Here is a 24909-nt window from a genome sequence, read left to right on the forward strand (position 1 = left end):
CGCGCAGAATTCAAAGAATAATCTTAAATTAGGCAAACACTTAATAAAATGTATTTGTAAATAATGGCAAAAATTGAAATTAAAGGTTCCCCCGAAGAGCTTGAAAGAGTAGCCACTTTCTTGGCAAACAACAATATAAAGTTCGACGTTGTTAATGATTACGGCAATCATTCTCTAGAAGATTTAGATAAGTATGCTGATCTTATTACGAAGTTCTCAGCTGCTGTGCCTGAAAAATAAGCAACAATATGAAAGGCTTACAAGAAATAAAATCTGAAATTGACCAGTTGGTTAGTACTAACGGAAAAACAGAACTAGAGGTAGTAGAGGCGCTTCACAAATATTACTTCAACAAAGCTGTAACGGCAGAGATAAAACTGTATAAGAAGAAAAAGAAAAAGGTAGCTCAGATAACGAAAGATCTTAAAATTAGTCACCGTAGGTTCTATAAAATCTTAGAAGATAAAAAAGTAGAGTTCACCAAATACAATAAGTCTAAAGAAGAAGCAGTAGAGTAATTTTCATTAGCGATTTGGTTTAATTTAAAAGAAATGGCGATTACAAAACACATGTTGGTATTGCTTATTTCTATTTTGTTATGCCATAATATCAATGCCCAAAAGGTTGCGGTGAAAACCCAAGTACAAACTACGGTTTATATTGAATGTGACGATGATGGTTGTTTTGGCAGCTACTATGGCAAAGAATTTATAGCCGGATCAGATGTTGCTCATCAATTCTCTAACACCATGTCTGCAAAAGTTGGAGATAAATTAAAGGAACTCTATGCTCAAGATAAATACGTAAAAGTAGATTTTGAAAACATATACATGTCTACCAAGGGCATGGGATCTGGCGTGGTAACCTATGAGTTGAAGATTCCGTTTGTTACGGTGGCTACAAAATGTGATGCCTATACATCTTTTGATCATGTTGGCGGCTGGAATCATATACCATCTTTACCCAGAAGAAAAAAGGAATTAAGTTCTCTGTTAATGCCCGGCGAATCTTTAGATATCAGTAAGCTAAAAACGACCACTGAAGGACTACAGGAATATTGGATTCAATGGAAGAACAAAACTACACAACATAACTGTAACCAGAATTAAAACCAAACCATATGGCATTTCAGAAAAGAGAGCTAGTAATTGCATCACCTTTTTTGATCATTGCCGTGAATTTTGCGGTTGCTTTTGGCTTTGGTGAATTTATGGGAAAATGGGCATTTATACCTATGATTCTTATAGGTTGGGCACTTTGGTTGTTCTTTATAGTTAAATACGGAGGAAAAGAATCAATTACCAATTGGTTAAAGAAAGCTAAAGGAGCTTTAGGTTGGAAATTGGTAGCGATAATGGTCGGATTGATTCCGTTACCCCTTTTTCTAATGCACTATCAATTGTTAGATCATTGGACTATTTGGTTGCCTTGGATTCTACTTGCAGTATTTAATCCCTTTATTGAAGAGTTTTACTGGCGCGGACTATTGTTAGACTATACCAAAACATGGTCTAATTGGTCTTCTGTATTATTTACTGGAGTACTATTTGCCATTAATCATGCAGCATTCGGAGTCAACTCCGTCGTAAATAGCGGATTTGAATTAGTAATCTCTACCCTAATTATGGGTGTCGTTTGGGCGTGGGTTTATAAAAAGACAAACAGCCTACGTTGGACTATCTTCTCTCATTTTTTAGTCGATTTTCTTGGTGTTTCAGCAGCAGCTTTCTTAGATTTATATGAGAAAGGAAACTGGTGATAAAATTTAATTTAACGAATATGAATCAAGAATCACTCTCTAAACTAAGTAACGAAGAACTACTTAAAAAGTATACAGCCGCTAAAACTATGGTTTGGCTCTTGGCAATTGTTTTAACCGGAGTTTTACTCTTTTTTATCTACGTTTCTATACAAGATGGACTTACTCCGTTATTGGCAGTTCCGTTAGCGTTATCAACCATCATTCCTTTGAATGTAAAGAACATGAATACGTTTAAAAAGGAATTGGACTCTAGAAAATAAGTGTTCAATTTTTATCAAGTAATTAGAAAAATAACAGTTAAAAAATGAAAAGTACAACCATATCAATCATAGGAATGGTAATAGCGATAATCACAATAGTATCTACTTTTATTAAGGGTAATGATACTGGTTCTTTATTCGGATTTGAAATGGATATTTGGATGTATCGCTTAGTTTGGCTTGCCTTGTTCGGGGTGATTTTGAATGGTTATTTAAAGGAGAAAAAGAATACCTGATTGTTCAAAAAATTGAATAATATTATCATTTTAGGCACAATTGAAAGTAAAAAATGATAAAATAGTATTATTCTATAAGTTTGTACGTAGATTTCCGTAATCAATCACCAAATACTTCGACTCACACATTACATGAAAAAGCGTAAGATTAAAATCAGTGATATCATATTTGTGGTGTTCATTTTGTTGTTGATTATTCCACAGACAAGAACGCCAATTCAGGTAGCGGTCAATAAACTGAAAGTAGCAATTTGGTCGCCCAGTATTGAAGATGAAGAAGACCAAAATGAGGTTACTCCGTTTCAATATGCTGTTGTTGATTTACAAGGTGAAACTCAAAGCATATCGGTTGGTAAAGGCAAGGTTACTTTTATCAGTTATTGGGCAACTTGGTGTCCGCCATGTATTGCAGAATTACCAGGAATTCAAGAATTGTATAAAGACTACGGAGACAAAGTCAATTTTGTACTACTGACCCAAGAAGAACCAGAAAGAGTGCAGCGGTTTATTGAAAAGAGAGGTTATGAACTACCTATCTATTTTCCACAAATGCAAACTCCCGAAATATTGCAAGAAAATAGCATCCCCACTAATTATGTAATTGATGCTACAGGAAAAATCATCATAAAAGAAACCGGTGCCGCAGATTGGAACAGTAAAAAAATACGTAATCTGTTAGATGAACTTATAGAGAAGTAAAGTAGTTTACTTCGAGGTAACTAACGAACAAAAAAAGCCGGAATCAAAATTCCGGCCCTTTCCACATCTCCCAATCAAAGAAACATTAATCAATCATTTCACTCAATATTTTTCCACTTTCGTTGAAAACCACATCTTTTTCATCATTCCATCCTTTTTCTAGCTCAACATCATAAGTAGTAGAACCGTCCATAGTAGTTTTTTCGACAGAATCTACTTTGTATCCGGCATAGTTACTGGCAATTACAGCGGTAATGGCTTGTGGTAAATCTGCTGCGGTAATTTCATGTTCCGCTTTAGTAGCTATTCCATCCGTAGTATACCAAATTTCATGCTCCAGTCTATTACTGTCAAATTCAACTTTGTATGAATGTCCCTCTAATTCCCACTCCACATCACTTGCCTGAGGGTAATTTTGCTCAAAACTCTGTCTTAAATTTGCGGGCACAGCATTAGAGTTAATATCTTGTGCAAATACGGTACATACACCCAATACGGTTAAAGCTATTGTTGCTAAATTCTTATTTTTCATTATCAGTAAATTTTTAAATTCCCTTCAAAGAAAAGAGCCAAATCTAGAAGAAATTGGGAATGCTGATAATTTTACTTTTTTTAGCGATTAAATGCTTAGGGTTATAATTCCCATATCTTTCTAGAATTCTTTTATATTGTTGTTGCAAACAACAGTGCCATGAAAATTCTAATAATAGAAGACGAACCACAAATGCTAGAGAATATGCGCCAAACTTTAGAGCGCGAGCAGTATATGGTAGAAACAGCTGCAGATTTTGCAACCGCCAGCACTAAAATTGGGGTGTATGATTATGATTGTATTCTGTTAGATATAACGTTACCAGACGGTAATGGTTTAGAACTTTTAAAACAATTAAAGCAGTTGGGTAAAGATGACGGGGTAATTATCGTTTCGGCAAAAGACTCTTTAGACGACCGTATAAAAGGACTTAATTTAGGTGCAGATGATTACTTGCCCAAACCTTTTCATATGGCAGAATTACATGCACGGGTAAAAGCAATAGTTCGTCGTAGAACCTTTGATGGCAATAAGCTCATAGAAATTGGTAACGTAAGCATCGACCCAGAAAGTAGAAGCCTTCATATTAACAAAAAAGAGGTAGTTCTTAACCGTAAAGAGTATGATGTACTTTTGTATATGATATCTAATAAAACACGTTTGGTGACCAAAACTGCATTGGCTGAACATGTGTGGGGAGACCATATTGACCAAGCAGATAGTTTTGACTTTATCTATTCTCAAATCAAAAACCTACGTAAAAAACTTTCAGATGCTGTGGCAAGTATAGAGATAGAAGCCGTTTATGGTGTTGGGTATAAATTACAGGTCATATAATTTGTAGCAACTATGAAACTTCTAAATCACACTACAAAATACTTTGCAATACTGCTCATCGTATTGATATCTATATGGGCGGTGATCTTTTATTTTGCCATGTTAGATGAGGTTTATGATAGTTTAGATGATGGCTTAGAGAATCAAAAAGAATTAATAATAAGAGCCGTAAACGATGATCCAGATTTGCTGCAAGACACAGAATTCGGAGTCAATAATTACACCATTAAAAACACTCAGGTTGGTGCTCATGCCAAGTTTAAAGATAGTTATCGCGATACGTTAATGTATATGCAGAACGAAGATGAATACGAACCCATTCGTATGCTTGAAAGCACCTTTCAACAAGACGGTAATTATTACAAAATAAAGCTCATTACTTCTATGGTCGAAGAAGATGACCAAATAGAAAACTTATTTAAGTATTTGGTAGGTCTTTACTTAGTATTGATTTTAAGCATTGTGGTGCTTAACAACTTGGTTATGAAAAAAGTGTGGAAGCCATTTTATACACTCATTGATAGGTTGAAAGGCTTTCGTATAGAAAAGGACGACCCCATAAAATCAGAACCTACAACAATAGACGAGTTTAATTTATTGAACCAAAGTGTAGAACGTTTAACAGAGAAATCGCGCGATAGCTATGTAGCCCAAAAAGAGTTCATAGAAAATGCAGCACATGAATTACAGACGCCGCTTGCCATTGCTATTAACAGGTTAGAGCTGTTGTTAGAGCAAAATGAACTGTCAGGTATACAATCGCAAGAAGTTGGTGGTGTTCTAGATAATCTTACCCGGTTAACGCGATTGAACAAGTCATTGTTATTACTTTCTAAAATTGATAACAAACAGTATTTAGAAGAAGAGACAATTGATTTTAATGAGCTGATTGCTAATATTTCGACAGATTTCTCAGATTTTGCTACACATAAAAACATGCGTTTAAACGTTTTGGCAAATGCTAATGTACAGTATACGATGAATACCGATTTGGCTATTGTCATGATGACCAACTTAATTAAAAATGCCATAATACATGGGCAGGCTGGTAAAGAAATAGACATTGTTATTGATGCAGATAAAATAATTGTCAGAAATTATGGTGTAGCAACAGCATTAGATAGCAATAGTCTTTTCAAGCGTTTTAAAAAGACTTCTTCAGATAGCCGCTCTACCGGATTAGGACTTGCCATTAGTAAGGCTATTGCAGATAAATATCACCTACAGTTGCAATATTCATATGCTGAGAAGCATAATTTTACGCTAATTTTTCCTTAGCTGCGTTAAGCTTTTTATAAAAAAGCGCTTCAATAATATTGTTCCTATTTCTTTACAGATTTGAAGATTAGTTTTGTGTAAACAGTTTTAAATAAAAGAATTATGACAACTAATAATAACATGATGAGTATGGCAAAAGTAAAATTCTGGACAATTGCTGCCATCGTTTTAGGTATGAGTTTTCTTTTTATGAACTTTAGAGATTGGATGCCTTATGATAGTGCTGACAAGGGAGCTTTTGAAATTTCTGAACGATGGAAATTGCCTAAAGAATTACGCGAAGTTTCTGGTATATCTTGGATGGATGAAAATAAAATAGCCGCTGTGCAAGATGAAGACGGAATCATATTTATTTATGATTTGGAAAGTAAAAAGGTGATACAAGAAATTGAATTTGCTGATGCCGGCGATTATGAAGGTCTTTCGGTAGAAGGGGATAATGCCTATGTTTTAGAGAGTGATGGCACGATTACTATAGTGGAGAACTTTCGAGATTCAAATAGAAAAATAACATCTTACGAAACCAGTTTTGATGAGAAGAATAACATGGAAAGTTTAGAATTAGATGTGGCAAATAATCGATTGCTGATGATACCTAAAGACCGCGATATTGATTCAGATGATTTCAAAGGTGTTTATGCTTTTTCATTGGAGGATTATAAGTTGGTTTCCAATCCTGTAATGCGTTTAGATATGGGTGATGAAGTATTGAAGCATTTTAGGGAGAAGAAGGTGTATAAGAACTTTCGCCCTTCAGACATTGCCATACACCCAAAGACCAAAGAAATATATATGTTAGAAGGCGCAAAGCCTAAACTATTGATCTTAGATGAAAACGGAATCGCTAAAAAAGGCTATCGATTGGACAAGAGTATATTTCCACAACCAGAAGGTATTACTTTTAGTCCCGATGGAGAATTGTATATTTCGAGCGAAGGAAAAAAAGACGGTATCGGTACCATCACCAAGTTGAAACTGAAGCCTTAAAAGTCAACTTTAACCTAGCTTAGCTTTTGCGCAATATAAGCTGCCATAAAATCTTTTTTGCTGAGTGCCTTATCAGCAAAATCGAAGAGACTATAACAACGATCTAAATTTTGATTCTCGTAAGTAACCTTGTAATACTTGTTATTGTTTAGGTAGTCAGTTAATGCACGTAAGCCATGAATAAATGGCATAAAAACAGCACCTAATGGTAAACTGTCTTTATCTGCGGTTGTTAAAAATGAACTATTAACAGCTAAGCCATCAACAAAAGCTTTAAACAATAATTCATCAAAGTTTATCAATTCGTGGTTCTGCTCATCTTCAGGTGCGTTATTAACTACAGTTCTAATAGCATCACCAAAATCATAGAAGAAATAACCCTTCATAATAGTATCAAGGTCAATAAGACACAATGCTTTCTTTGTCGATTTAGAGAATAAGATATTATTTAGTTTAGTATCGTTATGGCAAATTCTAACTAGTAAATTAGTAGTATCTAAATGTTGAAGTTCTTTGAGAAATGATTGTGCTTTTTTAATGGCGCCGTTGGCAATTTCTATTTTTTGCGCATCAGCATTCTGCAGTGCTTCTTGAAACTCTAGAGTTCTAAAATCTAGATTATGAAACTTGGGTAGGGTATCATTAAATAATGCCGTATCTACATTTTGCAAGAGCTGATGAAACTTACCAATAATGCGTCCCGCTTCAAAGGCAGTTGAGGTTTCGGTTGTTGTATCGTACGTGGTACTATTGGGTATGTAGGTCATCATGCGCCAGAAATCATTATCCTGAATAAGATGATTGGTTCCTGCAGTTGTATTCAGAAAAGTAATTTGACTATAATCTTCTGCTTTTAGCACAGGTATAGCAAATTGAATATTATCCATCAGAATACCAGCATTTTTAAACACCTGGGTATTTATCTTTTGAAGTATATATTGTTGGTCATCATCTTCCGTAACCAAATACGTGTCATTAATGAGTCCGCTAGTCAAGGGTGACCATTTTAATGAATTTCCGTTAAGGTTGAATTCAATCAGTATTTTTTGGATGGATTCTTTAGTCATTTTTTAGCACTAAGATTCAGTTTTTAAAGGTATGTAAAACTTGCGCACTGTTTTGAACAAACTTAGTAGCCACAAACAGCATTTAATAAGAATTTTCTTTATTTTGTGCAGTTGGCCTAATTATAATACGATTTTCAAATTATCGCAGTTAATAACTAAACCAATCAAATTTCCCCCAAGAATGAGTAAGATTAAAACCTGCCTAAAAGTTGTTGTATTTTTATTTACAACCACTTACGTACAAGCACAATGCGAAGTTTTTAAAAGTGAAATCAGCGATGTACAACGTTATATGTCGCAATTTAGTCAGCTCTCAGATTCATTGAGTACCGCTGTTGAAACTGCTTCTTTTGATGCCTCTATTAGTAAGGCAAGAAAAAGCACAAAAGCTGCAATGTTGTTAATGGGTCAGGCAGTTAATGCAGCAGATGAAGCTGTAATTTTAGCATCAGAAGCTCAATATGATTCACAGACCTGTGGTTTACAAGACACCATGAGTTATACGATTGATGCCGAAAGACATACTATTGATTCTCGTGACTTTTCTACCGAAGCTTTTGAGAATGTAAAAAATGCCTCAAAGGCAAACAACTTAGGTAATTTACAGTTTTACATGCGCAAAGCGCAAAGGCTTATGCGAGAAGCACAAGAGTCTGCAGATTCAGCAGTATATGCAGCAGACAATGCGCATTATAGCTGTAGCCATGACGTTGCCCATCTTAGTTTTGAGAATTAGATCACTCCTCTTTCTTATTTACTAAACCTTTGGTAAACTCATTTAAGGTTTCCACTTTTTCTTCGAAATCTCCTTTGATGGTTTTTCTAAACTCGTTGAGGTTTTTTACCAGGTCGTCTATATTTTCTGGAATAACATCCTCAAAAAATTGACGCAATCTTTTGGCGGTAGTAGGTGATTTTCCATTGGTGGAAATCGCCACTTTTACATTTCCTTTGGTAACGATGCCGCCCATGTAGAAATCGCAAAAAGGAGGATTGTCGGCAACGTTCACTAATATTTGTCTTTCCCTACAATCATGATATACTTGCTCATTTACAGGCACATTATCTGTAGTTGCTATGGCAATATTTTTCCCTTTCAAATAAGAAACATCATAGGTTGCCACATTCATTTTTATATTGAACTTGTTGGCCAATGCAATAGTTTCTTCCCTAAACATTGGGGAAACCATTTCAACTTGTGCGGTGGGACTTGACTTTAATAGAAAAGTCAATTTTTCTAAGGCAACATTGCCTCCGCCAACAATTAAAATCTGAAGGTTAGATACTTTTAAAAATACGGGGTAAAGCTCATTCCGTTCCATTTGCAATTTTATTTTCTTCTGTTTTATAGTTGATGGTAACACGTGTACCTTTTCCAAGTTCAGAGTTTATAAATAAACGACCGTTAATATAGTCGATACGTTCTTTCATAAAAAACAGCCCCATACCGCCTTCACTATTATTTTTTGGTAATTTTCCTAAAATAGAATCATCAAAACCTTTGCCATCATCATCTATGACTACACTTAAAATAGGATAGGAGTAATTTAAGGTAACCAAAATATAATTTGCTTCTGCATATTTTATGGCATTGTTGACCGCTTCTTGGGTAACACGATAAATATTGGTTTCTGCCAAAGAATCGAATCTTATATTGTCATCTGTTTTATTTTTAAACAAGATATTTTTACCGGTCAATTTAGAAAGCTCAGTGGTCATTTTATGTATTGCAGGGAAAATGCCATGATCACTTAATTCTGGCGGAGTAAGATTAAAAGTAGCTGTTCTGACCCCTTTTATTAAGTCTGATGTCAGGGACTTAAAATAAGCTATTTTCTCTCTCGTCTTGTCCTTGTTTTCAATATCAATTGATTCAATATTAAATTTAAGTGCGGTCAACATTTGTCCAATACCATCATGGATATCTTTGGCAATACGCTTGCGCTCCTCTTCTTGACCTTCTACGATCTGGCTTGCTTGCACCTTTTTTTGCTGCATGCGTTCTTCAAAATTCTGCTTAGTTAACTCTTGTACTTTAAGTTGATTTTCTTTTCGTTCGGTGATATCTGAACACAGAATTAAAATATCTTGTTCTAAGGTAGATTGATGCATGGGTACTATTGACATATCTAGCCAAATTGTAGTTCCTTTGGTGGTTACCACCTGGAGCTCTTCTGTACGCATCACATTTTTCCTATTAATTTTCAGAACTTCTTTGAGATAAGACTGTTGACCTTCTTCAACGGTCAATATTTCTGAAATAGGCTTGTTTACGGGTGTGGTCTCATGACCTAATAAATCTAAAAACTTCTTGCTTATAAAAACAATAGACCCATCTTTACGTATACTGGCAAAAAGAGCAGCATTATCAATAACAAAATTTAGTTCTTGCAACTCTTTGAGCGAGCGTTCTTTCTCGTCATATAAGCTTTGAATTTTATCTAGCTGACCCTTTGACTCCTCATCTTTACCCATTAAATGACCAATGGTATTTTTAATTTGGATGGATAACGGTCTAAAAATTACGAAGATTTCTAACAGCAAAATCAATAAAGAGAATGCCAACAACCAATATTCTTTTCGTTTTAGTTTCTGAAGTTGCTCATTGCTGCGGGCATCATACTCATTTACAATTTGATCCATAATACTTAAAAACGGACGCTCATTATGCAACAATGCGTTTAGGTCATTTTCTTGAACATTGGCGTTAATATTTTGCTCGTGAGTTGCAAGAATATTTTCAACAGCTGTGACCATGGCAGAATGGTGCGGCTCTAATTCTTTAAAAAGCGACTGTACTTTGGGGTCATCTTCGTAAGGCAGGTTAAATGAAGCATCGCCTAAGTGAAGTCCGTCGTGCGATACTTTCCAAACGCTTAGTGTTTTCTCAATTTCAGATAATATTAATTTTTTATCTGTAGGGTCGTTACTATTTTTTAGTAGCAAGGTTTCTTTCACCAGTTTTTGGCTAAAGGCACGTTGTCTACCCGCTACATTAATAAGTTCAGAATCGCCAGATTGTGCTTTTAGGTGCAATTGAATCAGCACTTGGGCAATAATAACTGTAAGCGCAATGGCAGCCAATGCCAATAAATACCACTTACGTATACGTATAAACGTAGCCGTGTCCAATGGTATATTGTGCTCGTTATTGGCCATAAAAGTGATTGGTAAATTATACTTAGGCGTGCAGTGCCTTGGTAATTAAATCTAAAGAATATTTAGACAACGGTAATTTTAAAGCCGCTTCTTGACCTTTCTTAGACATTTTTTTCCATGTTTTCTGAAGGATGTCTATTGTCTTATCTTCAGGATGTTTATGCGCAAAGGGTTCAAAATAGAACTCTAAGAATACTAAGCAGATAACATCTTCTAAAGATTGGGTTTCTTCGTTTTTCTTTAGCTGTTTTTTCTCTAAAAGAAATTTGACATTGTCAATGGTTTCATCGTCATAACCAACATCTTCTAAAATAGAAGCTGCTTTTTTACCGTGGAATTTTTTTAGTTCTTGTCGCCATCTTAGATATCCCTCGCGGTTCATTTCATAAGACTCCCGAGGTATTTCCCATCTACATATATGTTGGCATCTTGCGGTAAGGCGCAAAGCTTCAGAAGCAGTTGGGTCAAATTCGTTTAAGCGTTCTGTCATTCGAATACCGTAGAGTACTTCTTTAGGGTAGGTAGTACCTTCAAAAACTTCAGTATTTGGATCTTGCTTGTTGGCTTCGTCAAAATGTTGAAATGCTACCAGTAATTTATCTGTCGTCGCCATAAGTCAATTATTTACTCAAAGCTATTCAGAAAAGCCAACATACACAAAGTCATTTTCTATTTTAATAGGATATACCGCTATCGGGTCCAAATCACTATTTAAATTTTCACCATTTTCCAATGAAAATGTCTTTTTGTGTAATGGGCAGGCTACCATTGGTATACCCTTATGGTCACCGATCATACCTCTGCTTAAAACCATTTCTTGTTTTTCAGGAGAAAGGTTTTGGCAAGCGTACCAAGTATTTAGTCGTTCAAAATTAAATACAGCAATTTGTAGGTCTTTATATTTTACACAAGCGCCTCCATCTTTTGGAAACGCAGTAACTGGTGCTGCTTTAAACCAAACGGTTACTTCCTCTGGTTTTACGGTCTTATATTTATCTGAAATTATAGTCATTTTTTAAATTTTGGAAATTCGTTGTTTAAAACGTAGTTAGACCCATTTTTCTGGCATTTTTTGTTCTCTTAATGGAACAAAAACTAAGTTGTCATCTTCTTCTTCACTATTTACAAAGTGATTAAAACGCTTCATCATTTCTGGGTCGTTAATAGCTTGTGTCCATTCACACTCAAACTTATTAACTAGTGTTTGCATTTCATTTTCTAAATCTTCTGCAATTCCTAATTTATCTTCAATAATTACTTCTTTTAAATAATTAAGTCCACCTTCTAAACGTTCTTGCCATGCCGCTGTTCTTTGTAATGGTTTTGCAGTACGCATGTATAACATTAGGTAACGGTCAATATATTTAATTACGGTTTCATTATCTATTTGTTCTGCAAATAACTCAGCATGTCTTGGTGTAGCGCCACCATTACCGCCAAGGTATAAGTTCCAACCACCTTCTACGGCAATTAAACCAAAATCTTTTCCACGTGCTTCGGCACATTCACGAATACAACCAGAAACACCACCTTTAATTTTGTGTGGAGCACGTATTCCTCTATATCTATTTTCCAATTCAATACCAAAACTTACACTTTCAGCCATACCGTATCGGCACCATGTAGAACCCACACAAGTTTTTACCGTACGTAGAGATTTACCGTAAGCATGACCACTTTCAAAACCATGGTCTATTAAATCTTTCCAGATTAATGGTAATTGGTTTAAGGTTGCACCAAATAAATCAATACGAACACCACCAGTTACTTTTGTATATAAATCATATTTCTTAGCAATTTCTCCCAGTGCAATTAACTTATCTGGTGTAATTTCTCCGCCAGGAACACGAGGAACAACAGAATACGTTCCATTACGCTGAATGTTTGCTAAGAATCTATCATTAGAATCTTGTATGGCATACTCTTTATTAGCAGTATCTGCATTAATACTAGCCATTAAAGATGCTACAAGTGGTTTGCATAATTCGCAGCCATGACCACCATTTCCGTGATTATCTAGAACTTCATTAAAGGTTTTGTAGCCTTTTACTTGTATTATTTTGTATAAATCTTGTCTGTTTAAATCAAAATGTTCGCAAACGGCATCTTTAACTTCAATACCTAAAGATTTTAGAGTAGCCTCGGTAAGGTCTTTTACCATGGGTTTACATCCACCACAACCCGTACCTGCTTTAGTACAACTAACCACATCGGCAAGGTCTTTAGATTCACCACTCTCAATAGTACCGCAAATTTGTCCTTTTGTAACATTTTCACAAGAACATATTTGTGCTTCATCTGGTAAATCCATAACATCACCAAAAGAACCACCACCTTCACTTGCAGGTAAAATTAATTGAGAAGCATCTTCAGGAATAGCCATTCCGTTTAAAAATATTTGGTGCAGCATGCTATAATCTGATGCATCACCAACTAGAATACCACCTAATAAGGTTTTACCATCAAGGCTTACATTTATTCTTTTATAAAGGTGCTGTGTTTTATTTTCAAAAATTATAGAGTGTCCTTTTGCAGCAGGCATAAAAGGCTCGCCAAAACTAGCAACGTCAACCCCAATTAACTTTAATTTGGTCGACATGTCTATCTCAGCAGGCATTAGTGTTTCTGTATGACCTATAATTTGGTCTACTGCTACACCGGCCATATCGTATCCAGGTGCAACTAACCCATATATCATTTGATTATAAAGAGCTATCTCGCCAATGGCGTATATATTGCTATCAGATGTTTGCATTTTGTTATCGACAACAATACCGCCACGAACACCAACTTCTAATCCTGAACTTCTGCCTAGCTCATCTCTCGGGCGAATTCCTGCAGAAACTACTAACATTTCAACGTCTAAAACATCATCCTCGCCAAATTCCATTCCTGTAATGTATCCGTCATCCCCAAGAATTTGATTGGTAGCTTTACTTAGGTGTATGTTTAAACCAATAGATTCTAGTTTTAATTGTAGTACTTGACTACTTCTAGAGTCTAACTGTCTCGGCATTAATTTTGGTGCGAACTCTACGATGTGTGGTTCTAAGCCCATATCCATAACTGCCTTACCAGCCTCTAATCCTAGAAGTCCGCCACCTAAAACAGCAGCTTTTGCATTCGGACTTTTAGCCTTTAGTTTTGCAGCATAAGCCAACATACCTTCTAAATCTTCAATAGTTCTGTATACAAAAACACCTTCTTTCTCAACACCTTTAATAGGCGGTACAAAAGCAGATGATCCTGTTGCTAAAACCAGATAGTCATAAGAAAACGCTCTGTCTTTGGCTGTGGTGATGGTTTTATTCGTTCTATTGATGTCGGCAACGCGTTCATCTACAATTAATTCTATACCATTTTCTGCGTACCATTCTGCCGGAGCCATTTCTAGGGCTTTAGCATCTTGGTTTTCAAAAAATTCACTTAGGTGAACTCTATCATATGCAGGTCTGGGCTCTTCTCCAAAAACAATAAGTTTAAATTGTTTGCTTTCTTCTTTAGCTACAAACTTCTCACAAAATTTGTATCCTACCATTCCATTACCGACAACTAGTATAGTTTTCATACGCTTACTTATTTAGCTACAGAGCAATATTACGTATAAATACGTATATATTCTATGTTTATATCAGAAAAAATACGTATTCTTGTTGCTGAATCGATAATTAATAAAGCTAAATACTATGAAGATGGAATTAGAGAAAACGGCAAAAGTTAGTTTAGTAGGAGCAGGTCCAGGAGCTAAAGACCTAATAACAGTAAGGGGTTTGAAGGTGTTGAACGAAGCGGATGTTATATTATACGATGCATTAATTAGCGATGAACTTTTATCTGAACTACGTACCGATATACCTAAAATATATACAGGAAAAAGATGTGGAAAACACTCTCATACCCAAGATGAAATCAATGAACTAATAGTAAAATACGCATTTGAGTTTGGACATGTGGTGAGATTAAAAGGCGGAGATCCATTTGTTTTTGGCAGGGCAAACGAAGAGATAGAATATGTAGAAGCATTTGGTATACCTGTAAGTATTATACCTGGTATTTCAAGTTCAATTGCCGTACCATCTAGTCAAGGAATACCAATGACCAAAAGAGGGGTAAGCAGTAGTTTTTGGGTGATGACCGCCACTAAAAAAGATGGTACATTCTCACAAGATTTGCAATATGCAGCAAAATCATCTACCACAATGGTCATATTAATGGGGATAAAAAAGCTAAGTAACATAGTAGATGAGGTTAGTAAATACAGGGGTAGAATGACTCCCATAGCTGTAATACAAAACGGAACCACAGAAAATGAAAGCTGTGTTGTGGCTACCTTAGATAGTATTCATCATCATACATCTAATATAGATACAACGATGCACGGTATTATAGTAATAGGTGATGTAGTAGCCGATCATCCATCTTTCTTTGAAGAAGAAGTACAGCGTATATTGCATGATGCTATTTAAAGTACATTTCTTCCTTTAAAAACTACTTTCTACGTAGCAATTTTACAAAACAACTTCTTGTTTTAAATCTGAAATTCCGAATAACTGATTTTCGTCTTATTGAAATTCCGAATGTGATAATAGACTTACCGTAATAATTAAAATTGTGTAATTATACGTAGTAAATGGTCAAATTATTTAAAACTACGTATAATTACGTATTAAATAGTTTAGGTTTGTACTGAGTTATAAACGAAACCTTTACTATTATGGAAAATCAATCTAAAAAATCCACAACCTTAAAGTTAACTGATTTGAAAAGTATGCCAATACGTACTTTTTGGATTACATCAATAGCATTCTTTATATGCTTCTTTGCTTGGTTTGGTATTGTACCATTTATGCCAGATGTAGTTAAGGATTTAGGATTGACTCCCGATCAAAAATGGAACTCTATAATATTAGCGGTTACAGGAACGGTTTTCGCTAGATTATTAATTGGAAAGTTATGTGATAAATACGGACCAAGATTATGTTATACCTACTTATTAATATTAGGAGCCATACCAGTAATACTTATTGGCTTTGTTCAAACACCAACGCAATTCTTAATATGTAGATTGTTTATAGGATTTATTGGTGCATCATTTGTAATTACTCAGTTTCATACTTCTATTATGTTTGCCCCCAATATTGTTGGTACTGCCAATGCTACTTCCGCAGGATGGGGAAATTTAGGTGGTGGTGCCAATCGTCTTGGTATGCCATTAATTGCCGCTGCGGTGGTAAGTTTTGGTGTTGCCGATGAAATTGCTTGGAGGTATTCAATGATTATCGCTGGTGTAATTGCGATGTTAATGGGTGTTGTATATTACTTTTTTACGCAAGATACTCCTGAAGGCAATTTTAAAGAACTGAAAGAAGCTGGTAAAATGCCGAAGCTTAAAAAAGATGAAGAATCATTTGTAAGTGTATTAAAAGATTATAGAGTGTGGATTCTTTTCATCGTATACGCAGCATCTTTCGGTATGGAACTTACTGTATACGGTACTATGGATGATTACTTGCAAAACACATTCGGACTAACAAGGTCTACAGCAGGTAACTTGGTGCTTTCATTTGCACTCATGAATATTTTTGCACGAACCTTAGGCGGATTTTTCGGTGATCGTTTTGGTAGATTAAAAGGATTACGCGGTAGGGTTCTTTTTTTGACCGTAATACTAGCGCTTGAAGGTATTATGCTTTCAACATTTTCTTTAGCTACAAGTTTTACCATGGGTATTATATTCTTAATTGCTTTTAGTGTTACAGTACAAATGGCAGAAGGTGCAACCTTCTCGGTAGTACCATTTATAAACAAAAAAGCAATTGGTTCCATATCTGGTATTGTAGGTGCAGGTGGTAATGTAGGTGCTTTTTTAGCGGCACTTTTATTAAAATCTAAATCGGCATTGGCAGAGACCAATGCTTTGGCAGCAAATGCAAATTTAGGTGAAGAAGCTATGAAAGCAGCACAATCTGCTGCAGCATCGGGTGCAGTTTCTAGCGGTTACTTTATTATTGGTGGCTTTGTAATTGTTACCGCATTGACAACCTTGGCAATCAAATTCTCGGCAGAAGACGAAAAACAGGTGAAAGAAGAATTGAGTACAGTTAACAAGCCTGTAATTGATTTATCTCCAAGTACTATATAAATAAGATTAACTATGCGTACAGGCACAACAAACATATCAAAGTTCTCTTCCAATAATTCGGAACTACTTGATAGTGCCTGTGGTATTTGTACCAACAAGAAATGCTTAATTCAAAAGAATATTCATTCTTCTAATATTGACGAATTAGTACAAGCAAGAAAAGAAATTAAATGTAAAAAAGGGCAGCAGTTTATCATGGAAGGTGCTTCTGTTACCGGACTATTTTTTCTACTAAGTGGCAAGGTCAAAGTATTAAGAACCGGTCTTCATGGTAAAGAACAAATTGTACGCTTTGCAACTCCGGGTGAAATTATTGGGCATAGAGGTTTTGGTACAGAAGAAACCTATCCCATAAGTGCTATTGCTTTGGTAGATTGTACACTCTGCTATTTTTCAAAAGAAGTATTACAGCAAACATTAAGAGAAACACCTACCCTAACATATGATTTCATGTTGTTTTATGCGAACGAACTTAATCGCAGTGAAATTCGAGTAAAATCGCTATCTCAAATGACGGTTAGAGAACGTGTCATAGATACTTTATTATATATCAATCGTAAGTTTGGGCAAACCACCGGATTTTCTTCCCTTTTATTAAGCAGGCGAGAGTACGCAGATTATGCCGGTACAACAGAAGAACAAGTCATAAGAATGTTCTCTATTCTTAAAAAAGAAGGCCTATTGATTACCAAAGGCAAAAGAGTAGGCATTTCTGATATTGAATTACTTAAAAAAGAAATATCAGAACATAATTTCTACTTAGACAGCTAATAGTACGTACTCTTTTTATTCTTCTATTTACGTAGTTAACACCACTCATTTTGGTACATATAAGTTTCTGTAAAACAATGCTTTATTGTTTAAAAACTGTTTTTTGGCAGTTTTTAATATGGTTTTTTAAGAGGTTGTAATGTGTTTTAAAAAGAGGTTTAAACCTCGCTAATATCATTTATGAAAAATGTTGTTACGTATATATTTGTAGAAATAAGTATTAATACGTAGAACACTAAATTATAAGATTATGAAAAACATTTTTACCTCATCTATTTTAACGCTTTCCCTCGCCTTGGTATTTACGGCTTGTGGAGATACAAAGAGTAAGAAAGCCGAATCGGTTGCTGAAGAATCGGTTGCCTCAAAAACTAAAATGTTGGATATTGAAAAGCCACAGTTAACTTTTGGTTTTATAAAACTTACCGATATGGCGCCTTTGGCCATTGCCAAAGAAAAAGGCTTTTTTGAAGAAGAAGGACTTTTCGTTTCGGTAGAAGCACAATCGAACTGGAAAAATGTTTTAGACCGTGTAATCGATGGTCAATTAGACGGATCACATATGTTGGCAGGTCAGCCAATTGCTGCAGGAGCAGGTTTTGGTAGACAAGCAGAATTGGTTACTCCGTTTTCAATGGATTTAAATGGTAACGGAATTACGGTATCTAACGATGTTTGGTCTAAAATGAAGCCAAATGTACCTGCAGATTCTGATGGTAAGCCAATTCACCCAATAAAGGCAGATGCTTTAAAACCGGTAATTACATCTTATAAAAATGAAGGGAAACCTTTTAAAATGGGAATGGTCTTTCCGGTTTCTACTCACAATTACGAATTGCGTTATTGGTTAGCTGCCGCAGGTATTCACCCAGGTATGTATACTGCAGATAATGTTCAAGGGCAGATAGATGCCGAGGTTTTACTTTCTGTTACGCCTCCGCCACAAATGCCAGCTACATTAGAGTCAGGTACTATTTACGGATACTGTGTAGGTGAACCTTGGAACCAACAAGCGGTTTTTAAAGGTATTGGTGTACCTGTAACTACAAACTATGATATCTGGAAAAATAATCCTGAGAAAGTATTTGTAATGACGAAGGAATTCGTAGAGCAAAATCCGAATACTGCCATAGCTGTAACCAAAGCATTGATCAGAGCTGGTAAGTGGTTAGATGAACCAACTAATAGAGCTGAAGCGGTAGAAATATTATCTATGTCTCAATACGTAGGTGCGCCAAAAGAAGTGTTGGCAAATTCTATGACAGGTACATTTGAATTTGAAAAAGGAGACAAGCGCGAAATGCCAGATTTCAATGTTTTCTATAAGTATAACGCAACATATCCATTCTATTCTGACGGTATTTGGTTCTTAACGCAAATGCGTAGATGGGGTCAAATTCCTGAATCAAAATCTTCTGATTGGTACGCAAGTACGATTAAAGATATCTACAGACCAGATATATGGAAAAAAGCCGCAGATCTTTTAGTTGCAGAAGGTCAGATACCAGCAGCAGATGTTCCAGATACGGACGGTTACAAAGCAGCTACGGCAGATTTCATAGATGGAACTAGTTATGATGCCAAAGATCCAATTGGGTATATCAATAGTTTTTCGATCGGAAACAAAGACAAGAAATAATTAAAGTAATTCATTGACCTTAAATTAAATAGTATGGAACAAGAAATGGTCTTAAAAAACGAGAATAGTTTGTCTTCTAGTTTGAAGCAAATGCTTTTGAAACTTACGCCAAGTATTAAAAAAGATGGCATTATAAAATCCTTAAAAAATACTGGTATAACCCTTCTGTCCATCTTATTGTTTATTGGTTTATGGCAAATGGGTTCTAAGGCACTTTATAATAAAGAAGCAGATTACAGAATTGAAAAAGCACTAACGGAAAGAGGCGAAGAGGCTGCTGCTGCAGAACGTGCATGTATTGAATCTGGTGACAGTAGTTGTCAGCCAAATACATTGCCATCGCCTTCTCAAGTATGGGCATCATTAAAATCTTTAGTCGCAGACCACCAGGTTATTCGTGCCGATAAAGCTGCATTTGCAGAGAAAATGGCGGTCACTAATGAGAAAATGATTTCTCAAGGTAAAGATCCAATTGTATATACCGGTAGAGCCTCATTTGTAGATATCGTTTTAACAAGTATAAAAACAGTATTTGCAGGTTTTCTTTTAGCAATGTTTATCGCAGTACCTATAGGGATAATTATAGGTCTTAGTCCGTCATTACGAAGCGCCTTCAATTGGTTCATTCAAATTTTTAAACCAGTATCGCCAGTGGTATGGTACCTGTTGGTTTTTATGATCGTAAAGACATTGTATATCGGTGACAGCTCTGATAATGCATTTGTTATCTCATTTATTAGTGTTGGTCTTTGTGCCATGTGGGCAACCTTGGTTAATACGGCAATGGGTGTTGCATCAGTAGATAAAGATTATATCAATGTTGCCAAGGTATTAAAGCTGGGCACTTTTCAAAAAGTATTCAAGGTGATTTTACCTTCTTCGTTACCATTGATTTTTACAGGACTACGTATTACACTTTCTGTGGCTTGGATGGTATTGATCGCGATTGAACTTTTAGCACAAAGTCAGGGATTGGGGCTTTTCGTTTGGGAAGAGTTTCAAAACGGGGCCAACGATTCTAACTCAAAAATCATTGTGGCAATGTTTGTCATTGGTATCATTGGTTTCTTGTTAGACAGACTGATGCTTGCCGTACAGAATATGGTTTCTTTCAATAAAAATGAAATGGCATAACGCCTTCAAAAGATAGAACATGGCATACTTAGAACTAAATAATATATACAAAACCTATGGTGAGGGAGAGAACAGTACAGAGGTACTTTCTAATATCAACCTTACTATGGAAGAAGGAGAGTTTGTTGCTATTGTAGGCTTTACCGGTAGTGGAAAAACCACTTTGGTAAATCTTATAAACGGCTTGTTACAACCAACTAGCGGTGAGGTGCTGTTTAAAGGAGTTTCCGTTACCGATACTAGTCATGAACGTGGCGTGATTTTTCAAAACTATTCGCTTTTACCATGGCTAACCGTAGGTCAAAATATTTACATGGCCGTAAAAGAGGCTTTTCCTAAAGAGAGTAAAAAAGTGCTGATGGAAAGGGTAAAAGAGTATGTAGGTATGGTAAACCTTAGTCCTGCAATCAACAAAAGACCTAAAGAATTATCGGGTGGTATGCGTCAAAGAGTAGCGGTTGCCCGTGCCTTGGCTATGAATCCTGAAATGATCATTATGGATGAACCTTTAGGAGCCTTAGATGCTTTGACCCGAGGAAATCTACAAGATGAAATTTTGAATATCTGGAGTCAAGACAAGCGTACTGCATTATTGATTACCAATGATGTTGATGAGGGTATTTACATGGCAGATAGAATAATTCCTTTAAAACCAGGGCCAAATGCAACTTTAGGTCCCGAGTTTAAAATTAACATTGAAAGACCTCGAGATAAAACGGCAATGAACGATAATCCTGAATACAAGAAAACAAGAAACGCCATCATTGAATACTTAATGGATATCGGCGATGAAAGAAAAACAGTTTCTGACGTAGAATATAAATTACCAGAGCTAACGCCTAAAAGCTTTGTAGCCTAAAGAAATAGCAAATGAACACAACACAACAATCTGACGAAGTATATTCAGAAAATGGCATTGTCTATCCTGATAATGTAATGCTTGACCTTGCTAATTTAAAAAAGGTATACCCAACGCCAAAGGGAGATTACGTAGTGCTCGAAGACTTAAATCTTCAAATTTTAAAAGAAGAATTTGTAACCATAATAGGGCATTCGGGTTGTGGTAAAACAACCATGCTTTCTATGATTGCAGGGCTGAACCCAATTTCCGGAGGTAATATTTCAGTACTGGGAAATCCGGTAAAAGGTCCGGGTCCAGATAGAGGGGTCATATTTCAATCTCCAAGTTTAATGCCTTGGATGACGGCCTTGCAGAATGTATTACTTGGAGTAAATCAGGTTTTTCCGCATGCAACAAAAGGGCAGCGTCAAGACATTGCAAAATACTATTTACATAAAGTAGGTCTAGAGAATGCCTTTCACAAAAAAGCATCAGAATTATCTCAAGGTATGCAACAACGTGTAGGTATTGCCAGAGCATTTGCCATAAAGCCAAAAGTATTATTGCTAGATGAACCTTTTGGAATGCTAGATTCTTTGACCCGAGGAGAACTGCAAGATATTCTCATAGAGATCTGGAACAAAGAAAAGATTACTGCGGTCATGATTACACATGATGTCGATGAAGCCATCTTTTTAGCAGATCGCGTGGTGATGATGACCAGTGGACCAAGTGCTAAAATCGGAGATATCCTATCCATAGATTTTGAAAGACCAAGAACTCGTAAATCCGTTTTAGAGAACGATGATTATTACACGTACAGAAAACACCTAATAGACTTTTTAGAACACTAACAAATAACTCAATCAAACATTAAAAATTACGATTATGAAAAAGCAATATTTACTCATCACCTTATTGTTTCTGGCAGCAAATTCAATTTATGCCCAATTTACCTTAGACGGGCAGTTTAGACCAAGAACAGAATATAGAAATGGTTTCGGAAGCATAATTCCTGATGCGGCAGATGCCGGTTTCGCAATTTCTACACGTGCACGTTTAAATGCAAAGTATGAATCGGAAGCATATCAATTTTATTTAAGCATACAAGATGTGATGGTTTGGGGTGAGAACAGACAAATTTTACCAGATGACCAGAACGACTCTTTTGCTGTATTTGAAGCATGGGCAAACATTAATTTAGGCAAAGGCTGGTCTACTAAGTTAGGTAGACAAGTTATTTCATATGACGACCAGCGTATTTTCGGCGGACTCGATTGGGCGCAACAAGGTAGAAACCATGACGCGGGACTTTTAAAGTACAAGAAAGATAAATTTATGTTAGATGTAGGTCTAGCTTTTAGTCAAGATTTTGATAACCCAACAGGATTTCAATCTGTAGGTACAGCTTATAATACATCTGGGTTTTTTACCTATAAAACCATGCAATATCTATATGCCAAACAACAATGGGATAAATTCTCTGGTAGTATTTTAGCATTGAATAACGGATTTCAAAATTTTGATACCGAAGGTGCTGCAGATGGGGTAAGTAGTTTACAAACTATTGGTACGCACCTAGCATATAAAGCAGGAAGTTTCAGCGCAAATGCCAACTTGTTTTTACAAACAGGCGAAAGACAGAACGAGGTTAAAGTTGGTGGTGCATATTTGTTAGGTTTAGAGCTTGGGTTTAAGGCTAGCGATAAAGTGTCTTTAGGTGTAGGTACAGAAGTGATCAGCGGAAACAAAGCGGATACTACGGACAAAACAGAAGCATTTTTTCCACTATATGGTACCAATCATAAGTTCAACGGCTTCATGGATTATTTCTACGTAGGTAACCACGCAAATTCGGTAGGTCTTTTTGATATTCATGCCAGTGCAAAATTCGATTTAGGTAAGCAATCTAGTTTATTGGTTAAGGTATTGAACTTTAGCGGTGAGCAAGAATTACCAAGCGGAGAAAAATCTTTGGGTACAGAAATCGATTTGGTATTTGCCAAAAAGTTCAATGGCTACGGTCTTGCAATCGGATATTCTCAAATGTTCGCTGCAGATGGTATGTATGAACTTAAAGGGGTTACAGAAGATTTAGCGGCAAGTAGTCAAAACTGGGCTTGGGTACAATTAACGATTAAGCCTCAATTTTTGAATACCAAAAAAGAATAGAGTTTTACAAGAATTTAGTTAGTTATATGGTCTATGCAGCATTGGTTGTGTAGGCCGTATTGTTGTTTTTAAAATATGTAATTTAGCACGGTACGTATAATTACCTATATTTTGAGTGAAACAACGAGGATAGTATTGGCAGATGATCACGCTTTGGTTAGGGACGGAATCCGTTCTTTATTAGAATCTGAATCTGATTTAGAAGTGATCGGTGAAGCATCGAATGGCAAAGAAGCTATTGAATTGGTAGGGAAGGTAAATCCTGATCTTCTAATCATTGATATTAGAATGCCCGTCATGAACGGTATTGATGCCGTAGCTGAATTGACCAAAAGTAATTCTGAGGTGAAGACCATTATACTATCTATGCACGACTCAGAAGAATATATTTTAAAATCTATTAGCTCTGGAGCCAATGGGTATTTATTGAAAGATACCGATAAATCAGAATTCATTAAGGCAATACATACCGTTAGAGAAGGCGGTAAATACTTTAGCGGAGACATAAGTAATGTTTTGGTCAATAACTTATTGGGAGCAAAAAAAGAGGTTGTTAAAGAAGAGTCACCTCGTAAAAGTGCTGATAATGTTTTTGATTTAACGAATAAAGAATTGAAAGTATTAGAGTTGGTATTGTCTGGTTTAACGAATCAACAGATATCAGAAAAACTTCAAAATAGTAAACGTACTATTGAGACACATCGTTTTAATTTAATGCGTAAGATGGATGTAAAAAACCTCATTGACCTTTCTAAAAAGGCGCAGAAGCATAATTTGATTTAGAAAAATTCTAAATGAAAAATAATATCCTCATAGCCTTTGTAGCGTTTGTATTGATTTTTAATTCTTGCGATGATTGTGAGGATAAAGATTGCTTTACACCACCAAATGGATTCACCTTTGAATTGGTCAACAAAACAACGAAGGAAAATCTTTTTACAAACGAGACCTTTAGTTCCAATGAAATTAGTGTAACAAACCTTGTCGACAACTCGAATTTAGAATTTGATTTTATAGATGAAGATGATGTTAATCTGATTCAATTAAATTCTATTGGTTGGGAATCTGAAACAATAGAGGTATTGATTACCGTGTCAGGTATTGATATATTAAATTTAATCGTTGACGCAGAAAGAACTTCAGAAGATTGCTGCGAGTTTACGAAATATAATGACATAAAAATTGAGAACGCTGAATTTGAATTGAATGAGGAAAATGGAATTTATACCATCCTCGTAACTCAGTAAACTAAATTATAGATTTTTATTTAATGCGTAAGATGGATGTAAAACCTCATCAATCTTTCTAAAATCACAGAAGCATAATTTGATTTAGGTACTTGTTTGGTTGTTTGCTGCAATGGTAAATAATATTTTCGGAGATAAATATCTTT

At 35.7% G+C, this 24909-nt stretch carries 28 protein-coding genes; 21 read left to right on the forward strand and 7 right to left on the reverse strand.

The window, feature by feature from the left end:
* Positions 1-63: 63 nt before the first annotated feature.
* The 7 genes from ACJJVT_RS16730 (at position 64) to ACJJVT_RS16760 (ending at position 2957) form a co-directional block, all read left to right on the forward strand.
* Entirely contained in the window at positions 64-240 is a 177-nt protein-coding gene (locus ACJJVT_RS16730; RefSeq protein ID WP_405400219.1) for a hypothetical protein, read from the forward strand.
* Positions 241-248: 8 nt separating this feature from the next.
* Entirely contained in the window at positions 249-518 is a 270-nt protein-coding gene (locus ACJJVT_RS16735) for a hypothetical protein (protein WP_405400220.1), read from the forward strand.
* Positions 519-551: 33 nt separating this feature from the next.
* Positions 552-1109 carry a hypothetical protein gene (locus tag ACJJVT_RS16740; protein ID WP_405400222.1) on the forward strand — a complete coding sequence of 186 codons (558 nt, stop codon included), beginning with the start codon at positions 552-554 and terminating at the stop codon, positions 1107-1109.
* A gap of 11 nt (positions 1110-1120) precedes the next feature.
* Positions 1121-1759, forward strand: coding sequence for a CPBP family intramembrane glutamic endopeptidase (locus ACJJVT_RS16745; protein ID WP_405400223.1), 639 nt, complete (start codon positions 1121-1123; stop codon positions 1757-1759).
* Between the two features lie 20 nt (positions 1760-1779).
* Positions 1780-2022: a hypothetical protein gene (locus ACJJVT_RS16750; RefSeq protein WP_405400224.1), complete on the forward strand. Its 243-nt coding sequence runs from the start codon at positions 1780-1782 to the stop codon at positions 2020-2022.
* A 44-nt stretch (positions 2023-2066) separates the two neighbouring features.
* Positions 2067-2258, forward strand: a complete 192-nt coding sequence (locus ACJJVT_RS16755) for a hypothetical protein (RefSeq protein ID WP_405400225.1) — start codon at positions 2067-2069, stop codon at positions 2256-2258.
* Positions 2259-2390: 132 nt separating this feature from the next.
* Complete coding sequence (locus ACJJVT_RS16760; protein ID WP_405400226.1) at positions 2391-2957, forward strand: TlpA family protein disulfide reductase; 567 nt, start codon at positions 2391-2393, stop codon at positions 2955-2957.
* Between the two features lie 85 nt (positions 2958-3042).
* Here ACJJVT_RS16760 and ACJJVT_RS16765 read toward each other — a convergent pair whose 3' ends face one another.
* Positions 3043-3489, reverse strand: coding sequence for a PepSY-like domain-containing protein (locus ACJJVT_RS16765; protein ID WP_405400227.1), 447 nt, complete (start codon positions 3487-3489; stop codon positions 3043-3045).
* A gap of 159 nt (positions 3490-3648) precedes the next feature.
* Here ACJJVT_RS16765 and ACJJVT_RS16770 point away from each other — a divergent pair, with 159 nt between their 5' ends.
* The 3 genes from ACJJVT_RS16770 (at position 3649) to ACJJVT_RS16780 (ending at position 6591) form a co-directional block, all read left to right on the forward strand.
* On the forward strand, positions 3649-4326 hold the full coding sequence (locus ACJJVT_RS16770) for a response regulator transcription factor (protein WP_405400229.1): 678 nt from the start codon (positions 3649-3651) through the stop codon (positions 4324-4326).
* A 12-nt stretch (positions 4327-4338) separates the two neighbouring features.
* A complete protein-coding gene (locus ACJJVT_RS16775; RefSeq protein WP_405400231.1) occupies positions 4339-5604 on the forward strand; it encodes a histidine kinase dimerization/phospho-acceptor domain-containing protein in 1266 nt (421 codons plus the stop codon).
* Between the two features lie 102 nt (positions 5605-5706).
* A complete protein-coding gene (locus ACJJVT_RS16780; RefSeq protein WP_405400233.1) occupies positions 5707-6591 on the forward strand; it encodes an SdiA-regulated domain-containing protein in 885 nt (294 codons plus the stop codon).
* A 14-nt stretch (positions 6592-6605) separates the two neighbouring features.
* Here the strand turns inward: ACJJVT_RS16780 and ACJJVT_RS16785 are convergent, their stop codons facing one another.
* A complete protein-coding gene (locus ACJJVT_RS16785; RefSeq protein WP_405400235.1) occupies positions 6606-7658 on the reverse strand; it encodes a phosphotransferase enzyme family protein in 1053 nt (350 codons plus the stop codon).
* Positions 7659-7839: 181 nt separating this feature from the next.
* Here ACJJVT_RS16785 and ACJJVT_RS16790 point away from each other — a divergent pair, with 181 nt between their 5' ends.
* Positions 7840-8394 carry a hypothetical protein gene (locus ACJJVT_RS16790; protein WP_405400237.1) on the forward strand — a complete coding sequence of 185 codons (555 nt, stop codon included), beginning with the start codon at positions 7840-7842 and terminating at the stop codon, positions 8392-8394.
* 1 nt (position 8395) lies between these two features.
* Here ACJJVT_RS16790 and ACJJVT_RS16795 read toward each other — a convergent pair whose 3' ends face one another.
* From ACJJVT_RS16795 to nirB, 5 genes are read right to left on the reverse strand one after another with little or no spacing between them, the layout of a single operon-like run.
* Complete coding sequence (locus ACJJVT_RS16795; RefSeq protein WP_396632772.1) at positions 8396-8980, reverse strand: bifunctional precorrin-2 dehydrogenase/sirohydrochlorin ferrochelatase; 585 nt, start codon at positions 8978-8980, stop codon at positions 8396-8398.
* The gene (locus ACJJVT_RS16800) at positions 8967-10817 is read right to left on the reverse strand and encodes an ATP-binding protein (protein WP_405400239.1); all 1851 of its coding nucleotides are present in this window, start codon (positions 10815-10817) and stop codon (positions 8967-8969) included. Before ACJJVT_RS16800 ends, ACJJVT_RS16795 begins: the two co-directional genes overlap by 14 nt.
* A gap of 22 nt (positions 10818-10839) precedes the next feature.
* Positions 10840-11430: a DUF4202 domain-containing protein gene (locus ACJJVT_RS16805; protein ID WP_405400241.1), complete on the reverse strand. Its 591-nt coding sequence runs from the start codon at positions 11428-11430 to the stop codon at positions 10840-10842.
* Between the two features lie 21 nt (positions 11431-11451).
* On the reverse strand, positions 11452-11829 hold the full coding sequence (nirD, locus tag ACJJVT_RS16810) for a nitrite reductase small subunit NirD (RefSeq protein WP_405400243.1): 378 nt from the start codon (positions 11827-11829) through the stop codon (positions 11452-11454).
* A 36-nt stretch (positions 11830-11865) separates the two neighbouring features.
* On the reverse strand, positions 11866-14385 hold the full coding sequence (nirB, locus tag ACJJVT_RS16815) for a nitrite reductase large subunit NirB (protein WP_405400244.1): 2520 nt from the start codon (positions 14383-14385) through the stop codon (positions 11866-11868).
* Positions 14386-14509: 124 nt separating this feature from the next.
* On the opposite strand from nirB, the gene cobA reads away from it, so the two are divergent.
* The 10 genes from cobA to ACJJVT_RS16865 all read left to right on the forward strand — a co-directional run bounded on the left by cobA (position 14510) and on the right by ACJJVT_RS16865 (position 24763).
* Positions 14510-15283, forward strand: a complete 774-nt coding sequence (gene cobA, locus ACJJVT_RS16820; protein WP_405400246.1) for a uroporphyrinogen-III C-methyltransferase — start codon at positions 14510-14512, stop codon at positions 15281-15283.
* A gap of 248 nt (positions 15284-15531) precedes the next feature.
* A complete protein-coding gene (locus tag ACJJVT_RS16825) occupies positions 15532-16959 on the forward strand; it encodes an MFS transporter (RefSeq protein ID WP_405400248.1) in 1428 nt (475 codons plus the stop codon).
* Positions 16960-16971: 12 nt separating this feature from the next.
* Complete coding sequence (locus ACJJVT_RS16830; RefSeq protein WP_405400249.1) at positions 16972-17730, forward strand: Crp/Fnr family transcriptional regulator; 759 nt, start codon at positions 16972-16974, stop codon at positions 17728-17730.
* Between the two features lie 250 nt (positions 17731-17980).
* Positions 17981-19369 carry a CmpA/NrtA family ABC transporter substrate-binding protein gene (locus ACJJVT_RS16835; protein ID WP_405400250.1) on the forward strand — a complete coding sequence of 463 codons (1389 nt, stop codon included), beginning with the start codon at positions 17981-17983 and terminating at the stop codon, positions 19367-19369.
* Positions 19370-19459: 90 nt separating this feature from the next.
* Positions 19460-20503 carry an ABC transporter permease gene (locus ACJJVT_RS16840; RefSeq protein WP_405401052.1) on the forward strand — a complete coding sequence of 348 codons (1044 nt, stop codon included), beginning with the start codon at positions 19460-19462 and terminating at the stop codon, positions 20501-20503.
* Positions 20504-20522: 19 nt separating this feature from the next.
* The gene (locus ACJJVT_RS16845) at positions 20523-21362 is read left to right on the forward strand and encodes an ABC transporter ATP-binding protein (RefSeq protein ID WP_405400251.1); all 840 of its coding nucleotides are present in this window, start codon (positions 20523-20525) and stop codon (positions 21360-21362) included.
* 11 nt (positions 21363-21373) lie between these two features.
* On the forward strand, positions 21374-22198 hold the full coding sequence (locus ACJJVT_RS16850; RefSeq protein WP_405400253.1) for an ABC transporter ATP-binding protein: 825 nt from the start codon (positions 21374-21376) through the stop codon (positions 22196-22198).
* Positions 22199-22232: 34 nt separating this feature from the next.
* Positions 22233-23516 carry an alginate export family protein gene (locus tag ACJJVT_RS16855; protein WP_405400255.1) on the forward strand — a complete coding sequence of 428 codons (1284 nt, stop codon included), beginning with the start codon at positions 22233-22235 and terminating at the stop codon, positions 23514-23516.
* A 111-nt stretch (positions 23517-23627) separates the two neighbouring features.
* Entirely contained in the window at positions 23628-24299 is a 672-nt protein-coding gene (locus ACJJVT_RS16860) for a response regulator (protein WP_405400256.1), read from the forward strand.
* A gap of 11 nt (positions 24300-24310) precedes the next feature.
* Positions 24311-24763: a hypothetical protein gene (locus ACJJVT_RS16865; protein WP_405400258.1), complete on the forward strand. Its 453-nt coding sequence runs from the start codon at positions 24311-24313 to the stop codon at positions 24761-24763.
* The last annotated feature ends 146 nt before the right edge of the window (positions 24764-24909 follow it).

It is taken from the genome of Maribacter sp. Asnod2-G09 (assembly GCF_045063795.1).
Taxonomy (GTDB): domain Bacteria; phylum Bacteroidota; class Bacteroidia; order Flavobacteriales; family Flavobacteriaceae; genus Maribacter.

What these genes read in the sequence shown, in the direction of transcription:
- ACJJVT_RS16730 (WP_405400219.1), top strand. Translation starts at nt 64, where the DNA reads ATGGCAAAAATTGAAATTAAAGGTTCCCCCGAAGAGCTTGAAAGAGTA.
- ACJJVT_RS16735 (WP_405400220.1), top strand. Translation starts at nt 249, where the DNA reads ATGAAAGGCTTACAAGAAATAAAATCTGAAATTGACCAGTTGGTTAGT.
- ACJJVT_RS16740 (WP_405400222.1), top strand. Translation starts at nt 552, where the DNA reads ATGGCGATTACAAAACACATGTTGGTATTGCTTATTTCTATTTTGTTA.
- ACJJVT_RS16745 (WP_405400223.1), top strand. Translation starts at nt 1,121, where the DNA reads ATGGCATTTCAGAAAAGAGAGCTAGTAATTGCATCACCTTTTTTGATC.
- ACJJVT_RS16750 (WP_405400224.1), top strand. Translation starts at nt 1,780, where the DNA reads ATGAATCAAGAATCACTCTCTAAACTAAGTAACGAAGAACTACTTAAA.
- ACJJVT_RS16755 (WP_405400225.1), top strand. Translation starts at nt 2,067, where the DNA reads ATGAAAAGTACAACCATATCAATCATAGGAATGGTAATAGCGATAATC.
- ACJJVT_RS16760 (WP_405400226.1), top strand. Translation starts at nt 2,391, where the DNA reads ATGAAAAAGCGTAAGATTAAAATCAGTGATATCATATTTGTGGTGTTC.
- ACJJVT_RS16765 (WP_405400227.1), bottom strand. Translation starts at nt 3,489, where the DNA reads ATGAAAAATAAGAATTTAGCAACAATAGCTTTAACCGTATTGGGTGTA.
- ACJJVT_RS16770 (WP_405400229.1), top strand. Translation starts at nt 3,649, where the DNA reads ATGAAAATTCTAATAATAGAAGACGAACCACAAATGCTAGAGAATATG.
- ACJJVT_RS16775 (WP_405400231.1), top strand. Translation starts at nt 4,339, where the DNA reads ATGAAACTTCTAAATCACACTACAAAATACTTTGCAATACTGCTCATC.
- ACJJVT_RS16780 (WP_405400233.1), top strand. Translation starts at nt 5,707, where the DNA reads ATGACAACTAATAATAACATGATGAGTATGGCAAAAGTAAAATTCTGG.
- ACJJVT_RS16785 (WP_405400235.1), bottom strand. Translation starts at nt 7,658, where the DNA reads ATGACTAAAGAATCCATCCAAAAAATACTGATTGAATTCAACCTTAAC.
- ACJJVT_RS16790 (WP_405400237.1), top strand. Translation starts at nt 7,840, where the DNA reads ATGAGTAAGATTAAAACCTGCCTAAAAGTTGTTGTATTTTTATTTACA.
- ACJJVT_RS16795 (WP_396632772.1), bottom strand. Translation starts at nt 8,980, where the DNA reads ATGGAACGGAATGAGCTTTACCCCGTATTTTTAAAAGTATCTAACCTT.
- ACJJVT_RS16800 (WP_405400239.1), bottom strand. Translation starts at nt 10,817, where the DNA reads ATGGCCAATAACGAGCACAATATACCATTGGACACGGCTACGTTTATA.
- ACJJVT_RS16805 (WP_405400241.1), bottom strand. Translation starts at nt 11,430, where the DNA reads ATGGCGACGACAGATAAATTACTGGTAGCATTTCAACATTTTGACGAA.
- nirD (WP_405400243.1), bottom strand. Translation starts at nt 11,829, where the DNA reads ATGACTATAATTTCAGATAAATATAAGACCGTAAAACCAGAGGAAGTA.
- nirB (WP_405400244.1), bottom strand. Translation starts at nt 14,385, where the DNA reads ATGAAAACTATACTAGTTGTCGGTAATGGAATGGTAGGATACAAATTT.
- cobA (WP_405400246.1), top strand. Translation starts at nt 14,510, where the DNA reads ATGGAATTAGAGAAAACGGCAAAAGTTAGTTTAGTAGGAGCAGGTCCA.
- ACJJVT_RS16825 (WP_405400248.1), top strand. Translation starts at nt 15,532, where the DNA reads ATGGAAAATCAATCTAAAAAATCCACAACCTTAAAGTTAACTGATTTG.
- ACJJVT_RS16830 (WP_405400249.1), top strand. Translation starts at nt 16,972, where the DNA reads ATGCGTACAGGCACAACAAACATATCAAAGTTCTCTTCCAATAATTCG.
- ACJJVT_RS16835 (WP_405400250.1), top strand. Translation starts at nt 17,981, where the DNA reads ATGAAAAACATTTTTACCTCATCTATTTTAACGCTTTCCCTCGCCTTG.
- ACJJVT_RS16840 (WP_405401052.1), top strand. Translation starts at nt 19,460, where the DNA reads ATGCTTTTGAAACTTACGCCAAGTATTAAAAAAGATGGCATTATAAAA.
- ACJJVT_RS16845 (WP_405400251.1), top strand. Translation starts at nt 20,523, where the DNA reads ATGGCATACTTAGAACTAAATAATATATACAAAACCTATGGTGAGGGA.
- ACJJVT_RS16850 (WP_405400253.1), top strand. Translation starts at nt 21,374, where the DNA reads ATGAACACAACACAACAATCTGACGAAGTATATTCAGAAAATGGCATT.
- ACJJVT_RS16855 (WP_405400255.1), top strand. Translation starts at nt 22,233, where the DNA reads ATGAAAAAGCAATATTTACTCATCACCTTATTGTTTCTGGCAGCAAAT.
- ACJJVT_RS16865 (WP_405400258.1), top strand. Translation starts at nt 24,311, where the DNA reads ATGAAAAATAATATCCTCATAGCCTTTGTAGCGTTTGTATTGATTTTT.